We start from the raw sequence: 21,751 nt of genomic DNA, 5'->3' as shown, positions 1-21,751 counted from the left end.
AATGATAATGAAAAAAATACAATATTTAGTAACAGCTTTAGCATTAGTTTTTATAATTAATGCGTGTTCAAGCGATTTTAAAGATGTTAATGATGATCCTAATAGAATCTCAGTGATTAGTCCAGGGACCTTACTGAATCCGATAATTTATGGTATTGCGTCACATAATGCAACCAGAAGCGCCAGTGTAACATTTGATTTAATGCAAGTTTCTCTTCCGTTTCCGAGTGTTTCAGGAGGTTTGCACCGTTATGATGTTAGTCCTAGTATAGGAAATTCTTCTTGGAATACTTATTATAAATATTTGGCTAATATTAATGAAATGCGAATAGCGGCACAAAAAGCAGGTGATGCTAATTATGAAGCCATTTCATTGACTCTTAATGCTCTTGTTTATTCTAATCTTACTGATTTATTTGGACCAGTTCCAATGACAGAAGCAGTAAGAGCTGAAGATGGTATTTTATATCCCAAATATGATACTCAAGCGTTTATTTATGAAACCATTTTAACTGATTTGGAGAAAGCTAACGCAATGTATGATGCTAGAGCGATGATATATTCTGAAGACATTTTATTTCGTAATGATGTAAATAAGTGGAGGAAATTTACTAATTCTCTTCATATGAGATTGTTGCTAAGAATTTCAAACAGAGCTGAAAGTAATGCTTTCAGTAAGTTAAAAATAATGATAGAAGATCCCATAAAATATCCTGTTTTTACTAATACTGCAGAGTCGGCAATTTTACAAGTTACTGGAGTTACTCCGAATGTATCACCATGGGGAAGACCTCAAGATTTTCCCTTAGGAGCTAAGGTGGCTTCCTTTTTCTTAGATAATCTTAATAATTTTAATGATCCCAGAAGAAATATTATAGCTACAGTTGCTAAAGATTTACAAAATAAGAGTATTGGATATGTAGGGATACCAAGTGGTTATGTAGGTGCTGACTCTCAATTTAAATATAATGCTTCTGGTTTAATGCAAGCACAAGTAGTGAATCCAATGCAGATATTTTTATTAACTTATGCTGAAGTCGAATTTATTAAGGCTGAACTAGGGCAGCGTGGTTATATTGCTGATCCTGCTTCTTACTATAAAAACGGAATTAAAGCTGCTATTGAACAATTAAAAGCGACGATTCCTGCAAATTATTTTGATAACCCAATAGTGCAATATAATGGAACATTACAACAAATAATGTTGCAAAAATACTATGCGTTGTACTTTACAGATTATCAACAATGGTTTGAATATCGTAGGACTGGTTTTCCTATTTTACCTACAACTTCTGCGATGGGCAATAACGCCATAATGCCGTCTCGATTTACTTTCCCTACAGATCAGCAATTGTATAATTTAGACAATTATAAACAAGCTGTAAAAATGATAGGTGAGGATACTATTAATACTAAAGTTTGGTGGGATAATTAAATAAATTATGAAAATGAAAAAAATAATGATTAACAGTATTGTACTGTTTTTTACACTAGCTGTTTCTGCTCAAAGTACTGTAAAAGGTTTTGTGTTTGAAGATACTAATGGAAACGGAAAGAAAGATAAAAACGAAAAAGGAATTGCTAAAGTTGCCGTTAGTAACGGTGTTGAGGTAATACTTTCGGATAACAAAGGACAATATGAGTTGCTTCTTAAAAATAATGCTATTATTTCTATAATCAAGCCATCAGATTATAAGGTTCAGACTGATGAGAATAACAAACCTCAGTTTTTTTATATACACAAACCTTCAGGTTCTCCAAAAATGAAATTTGACGGTGTTTTGCCTACAGGTACATTACCTAAATCAGTTGATTTTGGATTGATTCCTCAAAAGGAGGAAGATGAATTCACCGCTCTTATTTTTGGAGATCCGCAGCCTTATAATTTAGAAGAAGTTGATTATTTTTATAGAGGAATAGTCTCCGAAGTTGAAGGAATTAAAAAAGTTTCATTTGGTCTTAGTATGGGTGATCTTGTGGGGAATGATTTAAGCTTGTTCAATCCATATATTCAAGCGGTAAAAAAAGTTGGAATTCCATGGTACAATCTTTTAGGGAATCATGACCTTAATTTTGATGCTACCAGTGATGATTTAGCTGATGAGACCTATGAAGCACATTTTGGACCTGCTAATTATGCTTTTAATTATGGTAAAGTACATTTTATTGTTTTGGATGATGTTCTTTATCCTGATCCAAGAGATAGTAAAGGATATTGGGGCGGGTTTACTCCAGAACAATTACAGTTTATTGAAAATGATTTGCAATTTGTACCTAAAAACAACTTGATTGTATTGGCTTTTCATATTCCAATAAGTGAGCCAGATGCTAAAGATGATTCGTTTAGAGATTCTGATCGTAACCAACTATTTTCTTTGTTAAAGGATTTTCCTAATACTTTGTCTTTGTCTGCACATACGCACATGCAGCGTCAAGATTTTTTAAGCAAAGAGCAAGGATGGTTGCAAAACAAGCCGCATCATCATTATAATGTTGGGACAACTTCAGGAGATTGGTATTCAGGTAAATTAGACGAAAAAGGAATTCCAATTTCTGTAATGCGAGATGGAACTCCAAAAGGATATGCTTTTATCAATTTTAAAGGTAATACCTATAATGTTGAATATAAAGCGGCAGGAAAAGAAAAAGAGCATCAAATGAATATTTTTTTGCCTAAAGTTGTAGCTAAAGGAAAGAGTACTAAATCTTCTTTATATGTCAATTTCTTTATGGGAAGTGAAAATGATCAATTGGTTTATCGAGTAGATAGTGGAGAATGGAAAAACATGGAACGTGTTATTGAAGCAGACCCTTCTTATGTAGAATTAGTATATGAATGGGATTTGTCCGAGAAACTAATGCCTGGAAGAAGATCTTCTGATCCTTCAATTTGTACCCATGTTTGGAAAGGAAAAATACCAGCTAATCTAGAATTAGGAACTCATAAAGTTGAGGTTAAAGCTACTGATATGTTTGGAAATACACATACGGCAAGTGAAAATTATCGAATAGATATGATTAATTAATTTCAAAATAGATAAGAATGAATAGTTATAAAATAAATTTTCTTTTACTGTTTTTCATATTTCTTTATGGATGTAAAATAAAAGAGAAGGAGTTAGCAAAACAACATGTGGAAATACAGGGACATCGGGGAGATAGAGGAAATTTTCCCGAAAATACAATTCCAGCTTTCCTAAGTGCTATCACTAAAGGCGCAGATGTTATAGAGATGGATGTTGTTATATCTAAAGATAAAAAAGTGTTAGTTTCTCACGAAGCTTTTATGTCTTCAGTGTATATGCAAACTCCTGATGGTTCTGCTATTGTAAAAGAAAAAGAGAAATCGTATAGCTTATATACAATGAATTATGATAGCATCAGAAAATTTGATAGTGGTTCAAAAGGGAATGCACTTTTTCCTCAACAAAAAAAACTAAAAACCTATAAGCCATTGTTAATAGAGGTAATTGATAGTGTTGAAAAAAGGATTGCTAAGAACAAACATAAAAGAGTGACTTATAATATTGAAATTAAATCCGAGAGAAAAGAATACGGTATAAGTCAGCCCCAACCTGAAGAATTTGTTGATTTAGTTATGAAGGTCATTCATGAAAAACAAATTGAATCTTTCATGAATATCCAATCTTTTGATACTCATATTTTGAATGTATTACATAAGAAGTATCCAAAGGTAAAAGTGGCGTTATTAACTGCTAGAGCAGGTATAAATAGAAATCTTAGTGAATTGACTTTTATACCACAAATTTATAGTCCAAATTTTCAATTGGTAAATGCTGATTTTCTAGATTCGTTAAGGGCAAAACAGATTAAAGTTATCCCTTGGACAGTGAATGAAAAAGAAGATATTAGAAAAATGCTGGATTTAAAAGTTGACGGAATAATAACTGATTATCCAGAACGGATCTTAAATTAATTAGCGAAGAGTGTCATTTTTTGATATCAGAAAAAATAAAAATAGAGATAACCGATTTCTTAAAGTGATACAGAATTCATAAAAATAGATTATAATTTTCAAACAGTAGTTAACTTAGACTAACTACTGTTTTTTTTGTTTAATAAGGTCTCATTTTAATTTGACTTTCCTGAATTTTTTACATAAAAAGATCTGTAAAATTTGGTTTCACAGGCTTTTTTGTGACGGGCATTTGATTTTAAAATTTACAAATTTAAGACGATACAAAATATTTTAGAAAACAACTTAGACCATATTTATTTTGACCAAACCCGTAATCTGGAACGAAACACCGTACTGCGTCTGGCAGAATGCGAATTTGTAGAAAAAAATGAAAACATTTTAATCACAGGAAGTACGGGTGTAGGCAAAAGTTATTTACACAGCATTGGGTTGTCAGGCCTGTATACAAGGTTTTAAAGTGAGTTATTTTAATACTTCGAAGTTGTTTGCTAAATTAAAAATGGCCAAAGCAAATGGCTCTTACCTGCGAGAACTTGCCAAAATTGAAAGGCAAGATGTCATTATATTGGACGATTTTGGGCTGCAAGCATTAGATAGTCATAACCGAATTACCCTTTTGGAGATCATTGAAGACAGGCATAATAATGGTTCTATAATTATAACATCACAAATCCCAGTGCAAAGTTGGTATGACATCATTGGAGAAAAAACCATAGCTGATGCAATTTTGGATAGGCTAATACATCAATCTCACCGAATCGAATTTCACGGAGAATCCATGAGAAAGAAAAGAGGTATAAATAAAGGGTAATATTTTAATTATATTTTGAATACTAATTAACAGATGAAAAAAAGTAGTTTTAATGAAAAATAGAGGTGGTCATTTTACTCCGAAATCAGGTGGTCAATATCACTGGAGTTTGCAATTAGGGCGGAAAATAGGGAATATCTAACCAAAAAAGTGAATGGTATTTTTGAACTAATCTCAGTGTTTGTAGGGGTTGAGGAAGGTAGTGAAAATGAAAAAACCCATCAAAAAGTTGATGGGTTCTCCTCAGTAGCGGGAACTGGACTCGAACCAGTGACCTTCGGGTTATGAGCCCGACGAGCTGCCTACTGCTCTATCCCGCGATGTGCGTTTGTAATTTCAATAAATTCTTAGTAGCGGGAACAGGACTCGAACCTGTGACCTTCGGGTTATGAGCCCGACGAGCTGCCTACTGCTCTATCCCGCGTTGTTTCGGGTGCAAATGTACGACGAAATTTGATACTTTCAACAAAAAATTTTAAAAAATGTTTTATTTCGTCTATTGACTTGATATGTCTACCTTTGCAAAATAAATTATAATAGAAATGTCACATAAAGCAGGTTTTGTAAACATCATCGGGAATCCAAATGTTGGGAAATCAACACTAATGAATGCCTTTGTTGGAGAAAGATTGTCAATAATCACGTCAAAAGCACAAACAACACGTCATAGAATTCTTGGAATTGTAAACGGGGAAGATTTTCAAATGATCTTATCGGATACGCCTGGAATCATCAAACCAGCATACGAAATGCAGGAATCGATGATGAATTTCGTTAAGTCCGCTTTTGAAGATGCTGATATCCTGATTTATATGGTTGAAATTGGAGAACAAGAGTTGAAAGACGAAGCGTTTTTTAATAAAATTATCCATGCCAAAATCCCTGTTTTATTGTTGTTGAATAAAATTGACAATTCAAATCAGGCGCAACTGGAAGAACAAGTGGCTTTCTGGACTGCGAAAGTTCCCAATGCAGAAATTTTTCCAATATCAGCCTTACAGAATTTTAATGTGCCAGAAGTTTTTGGAAGAATCATTGAATTATTGCCAGAATCTCCTGCATATTATCCAAAAGATCAATTGACGGATAAACCGGAACGTTTTTTTGTAAATGAGACAATCCGTGAAAAAATCTTGTTGAATTACAGCAAAGAAATTCCATACGCAGTAGAAATTGTTACCGAAGAGTTTTTTGAGGATGAAAATATCATCAGAATCCGTTCTTTGATTATGGTGGAGCGTGAAACCCAAAAAGGAATCATTATAGGTCATAAAGGTGCTGCTTTGAAAAAAGTAGGAATGGAGTCTCGTGTTGATTTAGAGAAATTCTTTGGAAAGCAAATTCATATTGAGTTGGTAGTGAAAGTGAATAAAAACTGGAGAAGCAACGCGAATATGTTAAAGCGTTTTGGTTATAACCAATAAGAGTTGATTTGTTTATTCGATTATTTGTTTAATCGTTTGAAAATAAAAGCTATTTGATCTGAAAAATGCCCTAGCCCCGATAGCAGTGAAAATCCTTTTTATTTTTTTCTTTAAAAAATTAAAAGATTGTAACGCATAGCGGGAAATAGCTCCCAAAACTTTAAAGTTAAAAGCTTAAACAAAAAGCATACCTTTGCAAAATATTTGAAATTAGGATTATGAATAACATTGTTGCCATTGTAGGAAGGCCAAACGTAGGAAAATCGACGCTTTTTAATCGATTGATCCAAAGAAGAGAAGCGATTGTAGATTCAGTTTCGGGTGTGACCCGTGATAGAAACTACGGAAAAAGCGAATGGAACGGAAAGGAATTTTCTGTAATTGATACGGGCGGTTACGTACGTGGGTCGGATGACGTTTTTGAAGGCGAAATTCGTAAACAAGTAGAACTTGCAATTGATGAAGCGGATGTTATCATTTTTGTGGTTGATGTAGAAGAAGGGATTACTCCAATGGATGATGCTGTTGCGAGATTGTTGCGTAAAGTAACGAAACCAGTTTTACTTGCAGTAAATAAGGTGGATAATGCGATGCGTGAGAAAGATGCGATTGAGTTTTACAACCTTGGTTTAGGAGAATATTATACGTTTGCCAGTATTTCTGGAAGCGGAACAGGGGATTTATTGGATGCATTGATTGATGCTTTTCCAGTGAAACCAGAGCCAACTCAAGAAGAAGTGGTATTGCCTCGTTTTGCAGTTGTAGGGCGTCCTAATGCTGGAAAATCTAGTTTTATCAATGCTTTAATTGGTAAAGAGAGATATATTGTTACTGATATTGCGGGAACTACCCGTGATTCTATTGATACAAAATTTGATCGTTTTGGGTTCGAATTTAACTTAGTTGATACGGCAGGAATTCGTCGTAAAGCGAAAGTGAAGGAAGATTTAGAGTTTTATTCGGTAATGCGTTCGGTTCGTGCGATTGAGCATGCTGACATTTGTATTTTGATTATTGATGCCACACGTGGTTTTGAAGGTCAGGATCAAAGTATTTTTTGGTTGGCGGAGAAAAACCGTAAAGGAGTTGTAATTTTAGTGAACAAATGGGATTTGGTCGAAAAAGAAACGATGTCAACTCGTGATTATGAAGCTAAAATCAGAGAAGAATTAATGCCATTTACGGATGTGCCTATTCTTTTTGTTTCGGCATTAACGAAACAACGTTTATTGAAAGCATTAGAAGCAACCGTAAAAGTTTTCGAGAACAGACAACAACGTATTGCGACTTCAAAATTCAACGAATTTATGTTGAAAGTGATTGAAGCATATCCACCGCCAGCGACAAAAGGGAAATATGTAAAAATTAAATATTGCATGCAGTTGCCAACACCAACACCACAATTTGTGTTTTTTGCCAATATGCCACAATATGTTAAAGAACCTTATAAACGTTATCTGGAAAATAAAATTAGAGAAAACTGGGACTTTTCAGGAGTGCCAATCGATATTTATATCAGAGAGAAATAATAGAAAATCCCGAGAAATCGGGATTTTTTTGGTTTAAATTATTTGATAAGAAATGGAATAATTCTAATTCTCTTCTTCTTCTAAAGTTTCTATAGGATAGTCTTCATACCAATCCTTGAAAGTTTTAGAAGTTTTGTAATCATCATGTAGAACTGTATATACCATAAACAGGATTAATGGTATACCAATGCAATATAGGGTCATTATTACCGGCAAAATAACGTTAGTTTGACATAAACCGGCAAATACAAAAACATAAATGGTGGTAAACCACACTAGTTTGATTGCAAAATTTTTCATGGCTATATCTTTTATTAAAGTTACGCCATAAAACTTAAAAAATCAGTTAATTAATTGCTAATCAATGTTTAAAATAATCATTAATGCTAATTTTAATTGATTTTTTACTAATTGTAGTTTTTTATTCCTCTATAGAGATGATTTGTTTTTGACCTTTTTTTGTAATCTTAGTTTGTGAAAAACACTCAATCGGATAATGTCTCTGTTAAAGTAATCTACTCCGTTGGCCCGTTGTTGAAAACTGTTTAAATATCCAAGTTCTACAGCGAAATTTTTGTTGATGCCATATTGTATTGCACCATAAATTCTATTTTGATCAAAGGTATTTTTGATTATTTTTTTACCGAAATTAATCATTATTTCATCGGATATTATTGCTTTTAATAATTGATTTTCTTTTTTCCAAAAAGTATAATCGCCTTGAATTCGGTATCTAAATCTCCAAGAAAAAGTGGTTCCTGATAATAATTCTTGTTTGCTGGCATTGTGAATAAAGCGTTCTTCCAGTTGAAAACGCTGATTGAAAGTGATTTTGTCTACCTCTTGTTTCCAAGTAATATCTTGTTGTCCTCTATATTCGGGGATGTTAAAATCGTAGTTTCGTTCAGGTTCTTGTGTAGCGACAGAGAAATGAACAAAACCAACTCCTGCTTCTAAATGGTCGTTGATTTTATAGCGCCCTTGCACGCGTATGACATATAGATTTTCGGTAACAGGTTTTAGAAAAAGCCTATTATCAAATTCAAAATTTAAGGACCATTTGTTGTTTAAAGTCAATTGGTTATTATATCGTGTCCAAAGGATGCTTTGATGATCTATCTTTTTTTCGGTTTGAGCTCGGGATATAAAGCCGACTAAGAGAAAGAAAAGGATTTTGGTTATTTTCATGAAGTTTCATTCAATTTTTGGCAAATTTACATAAACTCTATAAAAATGATGGGATAGATTAAACCTTTTATTCATTTTAGCATCTTATCACTTTATCTAAATAAAGTTTACATGTCTAAGTTCTACTCCTTTTTACTTTTTTTGCTTTTTTGTTTTTCTGCTAATGCTCAGGATGAGTTTACTATTAAAGGAACAGTCCTTGACGTTACTACCCAGGTTCCTTTAGAGGCAGCAACAGTTTATTTTTCTAACGTAAAAGATTCTACAGTATTAGAATATGCTACTACTGATAAAAATGGTCTTTTTAAAATTACGACCAAGAAATACGATAAACCAGTTTTTTTGAAAGTTTCCTATATGGGATACCAGAGTTATGTTGAGGAACAAAAAGAGATTGCTGAGAATAAAGATTTTGGTAAAGTCTATTTATTAGAAAGTGTAAATGCATTAGCTGGTGTAATTATAAAAAGTGAAGCTCCTCCCATTCGTGTAAAAAAAGATACATTAGAGTTTAATGCTAATTCTTTCAAAGTGCGCCCAGATGCCAATGTAGAAGCCTTATTAAAACAATTGCCCGGCTTTGAAGTGGATAGTGATGGCAAAATTACAGTAAACGGTAAAGAAGTGACCCAGTTTTTGGTAAATGGGAAAACTTTTTTTGATAGAGACGGGGCAATGGCTTTGAAAAACCTGCCAGCCGAAATCATTAATAAAGTTCAAGTTTCCGATTTCAAAACCAAAAAAGAAGAATTGTCTAAACAAGAATCAACTTCAGATTATTCGAGTATCAATTTGACTATAGATGAAAAGAAAAACAAAGGGTTCTTTGGTAAATTCTTAGGTGGATATGGCACGGATGATCGTTATGAAGGCAGTTTTGTGATGAACTTTTTTAATAATAAACAAAAAATAAGTGTTTTAGCTTCCTCAAATAATATTAATTCTACCGGGTTTTCTATGGATGAGGTATTTGATAGCATGGGCGGTGGAAGAAACAGTAGAGGAGGAGGCAGTGGAGCTTCAGGAAGCGGTAAGGGAATTACCCAATCTAATTCGGCAGGATTCAATTATACCGATGAATGGTACAAAGGTTTTGATGCTACTGCAGGTTATTCTTTTTCGAATACAGTTACCGAAAATGAAAGTAAGTCGAAACAAACTAATTTCTTGCCTACGGGTAGCTTCTCCACTGAATCGGAATCGAAATCAAGAGATGAGAATACTGGAAATAAGGTGAATTTGGAGTTTGAATATAAAATTAATCCAACGACACGAATTGCTTTTATGCCAAAAGTGAATCTGTCAAATTCTAATAGTAATTCTAGTGCTGAAAGTTTATCCAGAGGTGAAGATGAGGAACTTTTAAACGAAAGCGCATCAAAATCATATAGAGAAAATAAATCAACTAATTTTGGGAATACAATAAATTTTAATAAAGCTTTTCAAAAAAAGTCTCGTAATTTAAGTTTTGTTTTCACTAATAGTAATACCAATAGTGGCTCAGATGCGTTAACGGAGTCTAAAACTATTTTTTATCAAGATGGTCAATCTGATGATGAGAGAAATCAAAAGAGTAAAAATGAAAATACGTATGATTCCTATTCGGCTGATATTGAATATACAGAGCCGATAACCGATTCTATACGAGTTCGTTTTGGTTCCGATTTTGGATGGACGAAAGAGATAAAAGATTTGAAAACATTCGATTTTGAAGATAATTCTCAATCGTATTCTGTTTTAAATGAGTCCTTGTCTAATTTTATTACTTCCAGCCAAAATTCCATTAGCCCAAAAGTAGGCATCACTTTCGAAAAGAATAAATTTACGTTCAATTTGAATTCCAGTACTTCCATTATTGATTTTGATAATCATTCGCTATACTTAAATAAAGCAACCGATTTGAATAAAAAATATGTGCTGCCTTATGGAAGAGCGCAAATTAGATACAAGTTGGATCGTTCAAAATTTATTACTTTGCGATATGATTATTCTAATAGTTTACCTTCTTCAAGTCAATTGCTGGCTGTAGAAAATTTGGCTAATCCTTTGAATACGATAATAGGAAATCCTAATTTGAATCCTAATGAAAAACATAGTGCTAATATCAATTTCAGGAATTTTGATTTCCGTACCCGCTCAGGTTATAGTTTGTTTGTAAGGGGAGATTATAATAATAGCGAAGTGGTTTCCATTTCGATATACGATGCCAATAGAAAAAGGACTACGACTTATGAGAATATTTCAGGAACATACACTACTGCTGTAGGAGGAAATTGGAATCAAACCATAAAAAGAGAAGCACATTCGTTCCGATATGGGATTGGTTTAAACAGTAGTTATTCTTTGGATAAAGGGTATACCAATGGCGTTTTGTATAGTGCGAAATCATTGGGGATTACACCAAGGGTATATTTAAATTATGACTATGGAGAAGTCTTGACTATAGCTCCATCATATAGTTTATCTTATAATGAGTCGAAATATTCAAATTATGTAACCAGTGGAAGCTCTAATGTGGTGCACAGAATTAATTTACAAACTACCAGTTACTGGCCAAAAAACTGGATTTTTGGAAATGATTTCGGATATACCTATAATTCCAGAATTGCAAGTGGTTTTAAGAAAGATTTTTATTTATGGAACACCAGTTTGTCCTATGGTTTCTTTAATAAAAATATGATTGCAAAAGTAAAAGTGTATGATGTTCTGAATCAGAATCAGAGTTTTTCCAGAACAATTTCGGCTACTACAATTCGTGATGAAGAAAATACAATTTTAAAACGATATGCCATGTTTTCGCTAACCTATAAAATTCAAGATTTTTCTGGGATGAAGAAGCTTCCAAGAGGTGAAAATAGAGGACAAGGAGGATCAGGAGAAGGAAGAGGCGGAATGGGAGAAGGAAGAGGAGATTTGATGGGGAATTAAAAAAAGCGGTTGTGAATTAACAACCGCTTTTTTTTGCTATATATGTTCCGTCCTGAAATAGAGATATCGTTAAACGGATAGGAAAACTTAACTATAATGAATAGCGAAGGGTAATTCCATAAGTTCTTTGGTCACCTAATACACCAGCATATTGTCCAGCATTACCTCCCGCAGGTAATAATTGTTCAAAATAATCCTTATTCAATAGATTGCGTCCCCATAAGTAAACTGATAAACCTTCTGAAGCACGGAAACCGATACGACCGTTAAGCAGCGCATAAGAATCAACTACTAGATACTTCGAAGGAGAAGCACTTGAAGAAAACGAAGAGCGATAGTACGTGTCTAAGGCGAAGAAGAACTTCCCTACATTGCCAAATAATTTACCTGAATCAGAGATTTCACCTCCTAAAGACCCTGCCCATTTTGAGATACCAGGAAGGGCGCCTCCCGAAATATCCTTAGCATATATGGCATTATTATTTGCATCTTTTAATCCTGTTTCTTCCAGAGGCAGTGGTGCATTCTTGAAAGAAATATATTTACCATCAGTGTAAGATACGGCACCGGTGAACGATAGATGTTTGTTGACAGTAATACTAGCATCAAGCTCAGCACCGCGTACACGTACCTTTTCTGCGTTAGCAAGATAACCACGGTTTAGACTCACATCAGGACTTTGAACCAGCGTTTGAAAATTTTTGATGTCTGTATTATAAAGAGTGACATTCAGTATAGTACGGTCAAAAGGGGAGGTTTTTACTCCAACTTCAAAATGATTTACTTGTTCTGGTTTTATTTCAGCAAGTGCTAGAATCGGACCATTAGCATCAGTAGGTATTCCACCTACATTAACACCTACAGGTTTGTAGCTTCTCGCATAAGTTGCAAAAGTATTGACACGGTCAGAGGCTTTGTAAGCCAATGTTAAATTTCCGGAAAAGTTGGTATCGTCTACATCCACTTTGAAAGCCTGATTAGAATAAACCTTCTTTTTCAAGGCAAGTAAAGCTGGATCGGTTGTTTGAAGACCTCCGTAGGTTTCTCTACTGTAGTCCAATTTTTTCTTGTCATAATTATACCTTAGACCAGGCAATAAATGAAGACCCTCAGTAATTTCCCAATCAAGTTGACCAAATATTGCCCCACTGAATGTGTTGAGTGTATTTTTGGTTTTGATTCCGTATCCATTCAATAGTCCAGGTGTCTGCCATAAGGAGTATCCATTAGCATCGTTTGGTGTATCTTGAGAAAAGCGCCATTGTGCGGATCCAGCTTCCTCAATTTGAATAGGATCTGCTTTAAGTGCTTGTCCGATGGCGAATACACCAATTACCCCACTTAATCTACGGGAGAAATCTCCTGCATAGCGAACCTCTTGTGACCATTGTTGGTGTTTTGACGTAGCTTGAGATAATTTAAGTACTTGAAGCCCTGTAAAATCTCTATCATTGGATGGATCCCAATTCCAGTAACGCCAAGCTGAGGTTGAAGTAAGCGTTCCTTCTCCAATTTTAGTTTCAATATTTAGCGATATACCTCCTAAATCTTGTCCTGAACGCCAAGGAGTATCATGATCAATCTTACGGTCGAATGCATTCTGACTTGGAAGGCTATAGTTTAAATCAGCAATAATCTGATTGAACTGTCGGTAAGCGGCACGTTTTGTCGGGGCAACACCAGCAATAACTTGAGCATATCCATCTGGACGTTGACGCGAAAAATCTGCAGCTAAAGTGATATCTGTATTTTCTGTTGGTTTATAAAGCAACTGCCCTCTAACTCCTTGATTATTCAAATCGTTTACCCATTTTCCTGTTGCTACATTTTCTATTAGACCATCACGTTGCGTTCCTGAAAAAGATAAACGTCCTGCAAATTTTTTACTTAAAGCTCCAGTGATAGAAGCCTTAGCCTGAAGGAATCCATAATTTCCAAAGCTAACCTCAAAGTTGGCCCCTGAAGTAAAACTTGGTTTACGAGTGGTTACATTAAAGGCACCTGCAGTCGTGTTTTTACCAAACAACGTACCTTGTGGTCCACGTAATACCTCAATTCGGTCGATGTCAATAAAGTCTAATGTTGTCGCAGCAGGACGGGCGTAGTAAACACCATCTACATAAAAACCCACACCTGGATCGATACCATCGTTAGTAAGTCCAAAAGTGGAGCCCAGACCACGAATGTTAATAGTTGTGTTTCTTGGATTTGAAGAATACAATTGAACTGATGGAACTAATTCCTTCAAACGATTTACGTTGAAAGCTCCAGCTTCCTCAGCCTGTTTGCCACTCACAACCGAAATTGGAATGGGAACGTTTTGTGCTTTTTCAATTCTGCGTCTGGATGTGATGACCACTTCAATAAGTTGATTCTCCTCCGAAAGGATTATTTCTAAAGGTGTATCTTGTAGTTCAGTAATCGTAACTTCTTTAGATTTATATCCAACATATTGTATAATAAGCGAAAAAGGAAGTTTTTCTTGGGTATCAATTGTGAACTTGCCGCTGGAATCTGCAGTAGCACTATATTTAGTGCCTTTTAATACCACATTGGCACCTTCTAAGGGTGATTTTTGGCTATTCGTTACTACTCCAGTAACAGCGGTTTGTGCAAAAGATGGAGAGAATGTGAACAGTAATAATAGAGTTGTAATTATTTTTGTATAAATAGTTTTCATTATATGTTTATTATATGTAATTAGTAGAGTTTTAATTAAATTTTTTTTACTATCACATACACATTAATTGATTACTGTTTTCTTTATTTGCAATTACTTGTTTATTTCCTAGTTGTTCATTTAAAATAACGAACGTGTTTAAATACGTTTTCATACGTTTAAAATTGGATTATTAATTATGCGTTAAATTCTATGCAAATATATAATTAATTCTATAAAAATAGTAGAGTTTAAAAAATATTTTTTTATTTTTTAACTAATGAGGAAATTGTAATGCCTTGCATAGCCTTTAAAGTCTCGTCTCGAATAGTCATTAATCCGTGTCGTAATAGGCATTCAGACTCACTAGTGCAATCGGAGCAAGGCTCGTAAAAATTTAATGAAGCACATGGAAGTAATGCAATTGCACCATCAAATAATCGATGGATATCAGCTAAGGTAATTTCGTTTTTAGATTTTAAAAGATAATAACCGCCAAATTTACCTTGTTTGCTCCCCACAAAATGTCCACGTTTTAAATCCAATAAAATCTGTTCCAAAAACTTTTTTGGAATATTGGCTGCTTCAGCAATTTCAATAGTTCTTGAAATGTGATTTTCGTCTTGTTGCGCTAAAAACAGTAATGCCTTGAGAGCATATTTGGCTTTATGTGAAAGCATTTTTAATGTGTTTTATAATTGTAACTTTAAAATTAGATGCAATTTCAAATTTATAAAATGAAAGTAAAAACAAACATAAACTATTTTAATTTATAATTTTATAAATAATACTGATTTTTGAATTCTGAATTCGATTTTGAAAGTATTTTATTAACGGAACAGAATGGTTTTAAATTTACCAATCTCCGCCTGATCCGCCACCTGAGAAACCTCCGCCACCAAATCCACCACCGAAGCCTCCTCCGCCACCGCCAAAACCACCGGAAGAACCCCCAAAGCCTCCGCCGCCACTACTTCTGCCAAGGCTACTAAGAATGAGAACATCAAGCAAACTAGGTCCGCTACCTCTGTTACCAGAATTTCCACCTCCACCTTTATTTCTTGAAATTAGCACAAGAATAATAATGGCGATGACTATAATTGGCATAATTGGAAAACCTTTCTCTTTTTCTTTGATTTGTTTTCGTTCCCCTTTATATTTTCCTTTAAAAACATCAATTATAGCATCGGTACCTTTGTCAAGACCTCTGTAGTAACTTCCGGCTTTAAATTCTGGAATAATTATATTTCGGGTAATTTCCCCACCAATTCCAGCAGTTAAACGATCTTCAAGTCCATAACCTGGTGAAATCCATATTTTTCTTTCGGCTTTAGCCAATAAAATAAGAACACCATTATCATCTTTTGCAGTTCCGCCGATGCCCCAAGTTTGACCCCATTTTGGAGTAAGAATACCTATGTCTTCGCCTTTAAGGCTTTCGATAGTGATAATTACAATTTGGGTTGTCGTAGAATCAGAATATTTGACTAGTTTTTCTTCTAATTGTGATTTTTCAGTTGCACTTAAAACATTTGCATAATCGTAAACAGAAGTCTGAAAACTTGGTTTTTCAGGAATGGTAAATTGAGCAAAAGTAAGTTGTGTAAATAAAAAACAAACTAACAGCTTTAGAAAAATTGGGTTATTCTTTTTTTGTAATTGCATTATCCTTTAGATATTTCGTTTGATAATTCATTAGTATCACCATCTTGCCAAGGGAAATGTTTCTGCAATTGTTCACCGGCTCTAGCAATTCCATCGATAAGTCCTTGCTTGAAATCTCCTTTTTTGAACTCAGCCACCATGATATCACGGGTGCAATTCCAAAAATCATCTTGAACCACATCATTAATCCCTTTGTCACCACAAATTACAAAATGTCTATCTTCTACTGCTAAGTAAATTAAAACACCGTTTTGAAGTTCAGTTTCGTCCATTTTCAGTTCATGAAAAACTTCCATTGCGCGATCATACGCATCAATGGAAGTTGTTTTTTCTATATGAACTCTAATCTCGCCAGAAGTATTTTTTTCGGCCATGCGAATAGCTTCAACAATTGCTTGCTCATCTTCTTTGGTTAAAAAATCTTCTACTTTTGACATTGTTTTTTAGATTAGAATTTTACTTCAACGGGTTTGTCTGCACCTTCAACAGCATTAAAGTATGCTTTTTCTTTGAAACCGAACATTCCTGCAAATAATGAATTTGGGAACGTTTTAATGTGTGAGTTATACGGTTTAACGGCTTCATTGAAACGGGTTCTTGCAGTAAGGATTTGGTTTTCAGTACTGGCCAATTCGTCTTGTAATTTCAAGAAATTTTGGTTGGCTTTCAAATCAGGATATGCTTCAACGGTTACTAGTAATCTTGACAAAGAGCTGCTCACACCACTTTGTGCTTTGTTGAATTCAGCTAATTGTTCGGGAGTAATATTTGCTGGATCAATCTTTACGGAAGTAGCTTTTGCTCTAGCTTCAATAACAGCGGTTAAAGTTGATTTTTCAAAATCAGCGGCTCCTTTTACAGTGTTTACTAAATTTCCGATAAGGTCATTTCTTCTTTGGTAGGCTGTTTGTACATCTCCCCAAGATTGTTCTACTGTTTGATTTAAAGTTACTGCAGTATTGTTGATGCCTTTAACCCAGCTGTAAATTCCAATGATTAATACTGCTGCAATAATCCAAGGTAAAAATTTTTTAAAATCCATTTTTGTTTAATTTAAAGTTTAGTGTTTAATTGTTATTTTTATAAAATCGGCAATCAACAATCTAAAGTTGATTTTTAATATTTGTTAATTGTGTTCGTATTGTTTCCAGTTTTCTAATAATTTCAAATTTATCCAAAGTTTTTTTCTGACCTTCTTTCAAATGTGTTTTGGCACCTTCCAGCGTAAAACCTCTTTCTTTCACTAAATGAAAGATGAGTTGTAAATTAGTCACATCTTCAGGAGTAAACATGCGATTGCCTTTGGCATTCTTTTTAGGTTTCAGAATATCAAATTCATTATCCCAAAAACGAATCAGTGAGGCATTCACATCAAATGCTTTGGCTACTTCACCAATGCTGTAATACCTTTTATCTTTAGAAAGTTCAATATGCATATTGTTTTTATTTGACTTTTAATTCTGCTACCAATATATGTAGACTTTTTCATTCCTAATATCGGATCACTAACCACTCTTTTTTATAAGCATTAATCTAATGACTGATTTTCTTGGTTTGCCAATTTTGAAATGGCAACATACTCAATTGCCGAAATATTTCCGTAATAAAAATTTAATGGATTCACGACATTCCCATCTTTGTGCACTTCATAATGCAAGTGCGGTCCTTCGGATCTTCCTGTGCTGCCCACATATCCTATAATATCACCGCGTTTTACATGTTGCCCAGCACGAACTTTATATTTACTTAAATGTCCATATAAGGTTTCATAACCGTAACCGTGTTTAATTACGATATGATTTCCATAACCTGATGCCGTATTATCCGCCTTGGCAATTACGCCATCTCCGGTAGCATAGATAGGAGTTCCGGTATTTGCAGAGAAATCCATTCCTTTATGCATTTTTCTCGCTTTCGTAAAAGGATCCGTTCGATATCCAAAACCAGACGCCAATTGTTTTAAATTCTCATTTCTTACGGGCTGAATAGCTGGAATAGCTGCCAATAATTTATTTTTTGCTTTTGCTAAGTCCAAAATAATATCCAGAGATTTCGACTGAATCGCTAATTCTTTAGTAAGCACATCAACCCTTTTTGTCGTGTTCATTACAAGTTGTGAATTGTCATAACCTGCTAATTTTTTATAGCGATTGATATCACGAAAACCTGATTTTCGCACTGAGTCAGGAATCGCTGAAATATTAAAATAAACCCGATACAAATTGTTATCTCTATTTTCAATGTCTTCAACAACACCATCAACCTGATCCATTTTCTTGTTTAAAATAGAAAAATTCAACTTCAAATTGTCAATTTCACGTGCTTGCAAACGATCTTTTGGCGTTTCAAAATAGGGAGTGTTCAATAAAATAATAAAACATAAAAATCCAAACAAGGCCGATGCTACTAAAAATAAGGCTACAACACCAAATTTCTTTCTTTTTCTTACTTTTATTTTTCGGTATGCTAGATTTTCGGAATCGTAATAATATTTTACTTTCGCCATATTTTAAAATACCCTATTTTTGCACCTTCGTAAAAGGTTAGTCGAACAAATTTAATAAATGTTTCATTCGTTCAGCCCTTTTTTTAGGAATAAATATAATAATGTGCCTATTCCAGCTATTCGTTGCAAGTTCTCGTCTTGAAATCTTTTTTTCTAATGAGCCAGCAGGAACTTCCTCCGGTCGCTCTGCCATCTCAAGAAAAAATAAATTTCAAAGTCGCGAAGCTTTTCACTTCTATCTGGGGCAAAATAACAATAATATAATTCAAATATTTAAAGATAGTTTTAGGTTTAACAAACTTTTAAACTTTAGACTTTAAACAAATTTTAGTAAATGAAATCACAAGACGTACGTAAACAATTTCTGGATTTTTTCGCATCAAAAGGACACTTAATCGTTCCATCAGCACCCATAGTTCTAAAAGATGATCCAACCCTGATGTTCAACAACTCGGGAATGGCGCAGTTCAAAGAATATTTCCTTGGGAACGCCACGCCAAAAAGCAATAGAATTGCCGATACACAAAAATGTCTTCGGGTTTCAGGAAAACATAATGACTTAGAAGATGTAGGTTTTGATACGTACCACCACACCATGTTCGAAATGCTTGGTAACTGGTCTTTTGGTGATTATTTCAAAAAAGAAGCCATCAACTGGGCTTGGGAACTTTTGACAGAAGTCTATAAAATCCCAAAAGAAAATTTATACGTTTCCGTATTTGAAGGAAACCCGGAAGAAAACGTACCATTCGATCAGGAAGCCTGGGATATTTGGAAAGGATTGATTGACGAAGACCGAATCATTCTTGGAAACAAGAAAGATAATTTCTGGGAAATGGGTGACCAAGGACCTTGTGGACCTTGTTCTGAAATTCATGTTGATTTACGTTCAGAAGAAGAAAAAGCTTTAATCTCAGGAAAAAGTTTAGTGAACAATGACCATCCGCAAGTAGTGGAAATTTGGAATAACGTATTTATGGAGTTCAACCGTAAAGCAGACGGTTCTTTAGAGAAACTTCCCGCGCAACATGTTGATACCGGAATGGGATTTGAGCGTTTGTGTATGGCATTGCAAGGAAAAACTTCCAATTATGATACTGATGTTTTTACGCCACTTATTGAAAAAGTAGAACAAATTACAGGATTAAAATACACTTCAAATGATGTCACTCTGAGCGGAGTCGAAGAGAGCGAAGAGCAAAACAAAACCAATATCGCTATTCGAGTAGTGGTCGATCACGTTCGTGCGGTGGCTTTTGCTATTGCTGACGGACAATTGCCATCAAACACAGGTGCTGGTTATGTAATTCGTAGAATTTTGCGTCGTGCCATTCGTTATGGATTTACCTTCTTGAATACCAAAGAGCCTTTCATCAATCAATTGGTTGCCGTTTTAGCGAATCAAATGGGGGAATTTTTTCCGGAAATCAAATCGCAACAACAATTGGTTACCAATGTGATTCGGGAAGAAGAAGCATCGTTCTTAAGAACGTTAGACCAAGGATTACAATTATTGGAAAATGTAGTTGCCGATACTAAAGGATCAACCGTTTCCGGTACTAAAGCATTTGAATTATACGATACTTTCGGATTTCCAATTGACTTAACAGCATTAATTCTTAGAGAAAAAGGATTTGAACTGGATGAAGCAGGTTTTAACACTGCCATGCAAGCTCAAAAAGCCCGTTCGCGCGCCGCATCAGAAGTTTCCACCGAAGATTGGTCTGTGTTGATCCCAGGAAATGTAGAAACATTTGTGGGTTACGATCAATCAGAAAGTGACGTAAAAATCACTCGCATCCGTAAAATTGACAGTAAAAAAGACGGAGTTTTATACCAAATCGTTTTAGATAACACGCCATTCTATCCAGAAGGTGGAGGACAAGTGGGTGATAAAGGAACTTTGGTTTCTGCAAATGAAACTATCGAAATCATCGATACTAAAAAGGAAAATAACTTGATTTTACATTTTGCAAAAAAATTGCCAGAAAATGTAAACGCTAGTTTTACAGCTAAAGTAAATCAGGATTTGAGAAGTTTGTCTTCTAGAAATCACTCGGCTACACACTTGATGCACCAAGCGTTGAGAAGTATTCTTGGAACACACGTAGAACAAAAAGGTTCCTTAGTAAATCCAAACTATTTGCGTTTTGACTTTTCTCATTTTGCTAAAATGACGGAAACCGAATTGCAGCAAGTTGAGGAATTTGTAAATGCAAGAATCCAACAACAATTACCATTAATAGAAAGAAGAAATATTCCAATCCAACAAGCTTTAGAAGAAGGCGCAATGGCATTATTTGGTGAAAAATACGGAGATAATGTGCGCGCGATTAAATTTGGTGAAAGCATGGAATTATGCGGAGGAATCCATGTAAAAAACACGGCCGAAATCTGGCATTTCAAAATCGTTTCTGAAGGAGCGGTTGCTGCGGGAATTCGTCGTATCGAAGCCATTACAAGTGATGCTGTTAAAACACATTTTGCTTCCTATGAAAACACATTGAATGAAGTGAAAATAGCGTTAAAAAATCCTCAGGATATTTTGAAAGCCGTTCATTCGATGCAAGAAGAAAATACCAAATTGGCCAAACAAATTGAGGCTTTGGTGAAAGACAAAGTTAAAAATTTGAAAGCAGATTTAACAGCAGAAATACAGGAAATAAACGGCATACAATTCTTAGCAAAACAAGTGGATTTGAATCCGGAAGGAGCAAAAGATTTGGCGTATGAATTAGGAAATTTAGGGAATAACCTATTTCTTGTTTTAGCTACAGCCGACGAAGAAAAACCAATGTTAACCTGTTACATTTCTAAAGAATTAGTCGCTGATAAAAACCTAAATGCTGGGCAAGTAGTTCGTGAATTGGGTAAATTTATCCAAGGAGGCGGTGGCGGACAACCATTTTTTGCTACAGCTGGAGGAAAGAATATAGCCGGAATTCAAAACGCCTTAGAAAAAGCGGTTGAGTTTGTAAAATAAAACAAATTTATTTTTTATAATAGAAACCCTTTTAGAACTTCTGCTCTAAAAGGGTTTATTTTTTTGTTTAACTCACTTATATATGGTCTTCATATAGTGTTACAGCTAAGTTAAAAAA

The 21,751-nt window shown here is 34.5% G+C and carries 16 protein-coding genes, 2 tRNA genes and 1 pseudogene; 8 read left to right on the top strand and 11 right to left on the bottom strand.

The features are described from left to right. The first annotated feature begins 7 nt into the window (after positions 1-7). From ACM55K_RS05270 to istB, 4 genes and pseudogenes are all read left to right on the top strand, one after another. Positions 8-1,435, top strand: coding sequence for a SusD/RagB family nutrient-binding outer membrane lipoprotein (locus ACM55K_RS05270; RefSeq protein WP_416849199.1), 1,428 nt, complete (start codon positions 8-10; stop codon positions 1,433-1,435). 13 nt (positions 1,436-1,448) lie between these two features. Further along, on the top strand, positions 1,449-3,026 hold the full coding sequence (locus ACM55K_RS05265; protein WP_416849198.1) for a calcineurin-like phosphoesterase C-terminal domain-containing protein: 1,578 nt from the start codon (positions 1,449-1,451) through the stop codon (positions 3,024-3,026). Positions 3,027-3,043: 17 nt separating this feature from the next. Continuing rightward, entirely contained in the window at positions 3,044-3,937 is an 894-nt protein-coding gene (locus tag ACM55K_RS05260) for a glycerophosphodiester phosphodiesterase family protein (RefSeq protein ID WP_416849197.1), read from the top strand. Between the two features lie 243 nt (positions 3,938-4,180). Further along, a pseudogene (gene istB / locus ACM55K_RS05255) lies at positions 4,181-4,751 on the top strand (IS21-like element helper ATPase IstB). A gap of 247 nt (positions 4,752-4,998) precedes the next feature. On the opposite strand, the gene ACM55K_RS05250 reads toward istB, so the two are convergent. Together ACM55K_RS05250 and ACM55K_RS05245 are read right to left on the bottom strand one after the other, a co-directional pair. Further along, positions 4,999-5,071 (bottom strand) — tRNA-Met (locus ACM55K_RS05250). Positions 5,072-5,102: 31 nt separating this feature from the next. Next, positions 5,103-5,175, bottom strand: a tRNA-Met gene (locus tag ACM55K_RS05245). A 118-nt stretch (positions 5,176-5,293) separates the two neighbouring features. On the opposite strand from ACM55K_RS05245, the gene era reads away from it, so the two are divergent. Next, entirely contained in the window at positions 5,294-6,175 is an 882-nt protein-coding gene (era, locus tag ACM55K_RS05240) for a GTPase Era (protein ID WP_416849196.1), read from the top strand. A 218-nt stretch (positions 6,176-6,393) separates the two neighbouring features. Next, positions 6,394-7,704, top strand: coding sequence for a ribosome biogenesis GTPase Der (gene der / locus ACM55K_RS05235; protein WP_416849195.1), 1,311 nt, complete (start codon positions 6,394-6,396; stop codon positions 7,702-7,704). 63 nt (positions 7,705-7,767) lie between these two features. On the opposite strand, the gene ACM55K_RS05230 is transcribed toward der, so the two are convergent. After that, positions 7,768-8,004, bottom strand: a complete 237-nt coding sequence (locus ACM55K_RS05230; RefSeq protein WP_416849194.1) for a hypothetical protein — start codon at positions 8,002-8,004, stop codon at positions 7,768-7,770. Between the two features lie 129 nt (positions 8,005-8,133). After that, positions 8,134-8,892: a DUF2490 domain-containing protein gene (locus ACM55K_RS05225; protein WP_416849193.1), complete on the bottom strand. Its 759-nt coding sequence runs from the start codon at positions 8,890-8,892 to the stop codon at positions 8,134-8,136. A 111-nt stretch (positions 8,893-9,003) separates the two neighbouring features. Here ACM55K_RS05225 and ACM55K_RS05220 point away from each other — a divergent pair, with 111 nt between their 5' ends. Then, complete coding sequence (locus tag ACM55K_RS05220) at positions 9,004-11,820, top strand: outer membrane beta-barrel protein (RefSeq protein ID WP_416849192.1); 2,817 nt, start codon at positions 9,004-9,006, stop codon at positions 11,818-11,820. A 91-nt stretch (positions 11,821-11,911) separates the two neighbouring features. On the opposite strand, the gene ACM55K_RS05215 is transcribed toward ACM55K_RS05220, so the two are convergent. The 7 genes from ACM55K_RS05215 to ACM55K_RS05185 all read right to left on the bottom strand — a co-directional run bounded on the left by ACM55K_RS05215 (position 11,912) and on the right by ACM55K_RS05185 (position 18,650). Further along, entirely contained in the window at positions 11,912-14,500 is a 2,589-nt protein-coding gene (locus ACM55K_RS05215; protein WP_416849191.1) for a TonB-dependent receptor, read from the bottom strand. A 245-nt stretch (positions 14,501-14,745) separates the two neighbouring features. Continuing rightward, positions 14,746-15,159, bottom strand: a complete 414-nt coding sequence (locus tag ACM55K_RS05210) for an RrF2 family transcriptional regulator (protein WP_039109009.1) — start codon at positions 15,157-15,159, stop codon at positions 14,746-14,748. Between the two features lie 175 nt (positions 15,160-15,334). Then, positions 15,335-16,144, bottom strand: coding sequence for a TPM domain-containing protein (locus ACM55K_RS05205; protein WP_416849190.1), 810 nt, complete (start codon positions 16,142-16,144; stop codon positions 15,335-15,337). Continuing rightward, on the bottom strand, positions 16,144-16,581 hold the full coding sequence (locus ACM55K_RS05200; RefSeq protein ID WP_416849189.1) for a TPM domain-containing protein: 438 nt from the start codon (positions 16,579-16,581) through the stop codon (positions 16,144-16,146). The genes ACM55K_RS05205 and ACM55K_RS05200 overlap by 1 nt, the downstream gene beginning before the upstream one ends. 11 nt (positions 16,582-16,592) lie before the next feature. Beyond that, on the bottom strand, positions 16,593-17,186 hold the full coding sequence (locus ACM55K_RS05195; protein WP_416849188.1) for a LemA family protein: 594 nt from the start codon (positions 17,184-17,186) through the stop codon (positions 16,593-16,595). A gap of 61 nt (positions 17,187-17,247) precedes the next feature. Continuing rightward, positions 17,248-17,580, bottom strand: a complete 333-nt coding sequence (locus ACM55K_RS05190; protein ID WP_035670311.1) for a MerR family transcriptional regulator — start codon at positions 17,578-17,580, stop codon at positions 17,248-17,250. A gap of 92 nt (positions 17,581-17,672) precedes the next feature. Then, positions 17,673-18,650 (bottom strand): M23 family metallopeptidase, encoded by a 978-nt coding sequence (locus ACM55K_RS05185; RefSeq protein WP_416849187.1) that lies wholly within the window; start codon positions 18,648-18,650, stop codon positions 17,673-17,675. A 334-nt stretch (positions 18,651-18,984) separates the two neighbouring features. On the opposite strand from ACM55K_RS05185, the gene alaS reads away from it, so the two are divergent. Next, the gene (gene alaS / locus ACM55K_RS05180; protein ID WP_416849186.1) at positions 18,985-21,633 is read left to right on the top strand and encodes an alanine--tRNA ligase; all 2,649 of its coding nucleotides are present in this window, start codon (positions 18,985-18,987) and stop codon (positions 21,631-21,633) included. Positions 21,634-21,751 lie beyond the last annotated feature (118 nt).

Origin of the sequence: Flavobacterium arabinosi, from assembly GCF_048158725.1 — a bacterium.
In the GTDB taxonomy this organism is placed as follows: Bacteria; Bacteroidota; Bacteroidia; order Flavobacteriales; family Flavobacteriaceae; genus Flavobacterium; species Flavobacterium arabinosi.
Note: the sequence above shows the minus strand (reverse complement) of the source record. Positions and strands in the feature narration are given on the sequence as shown.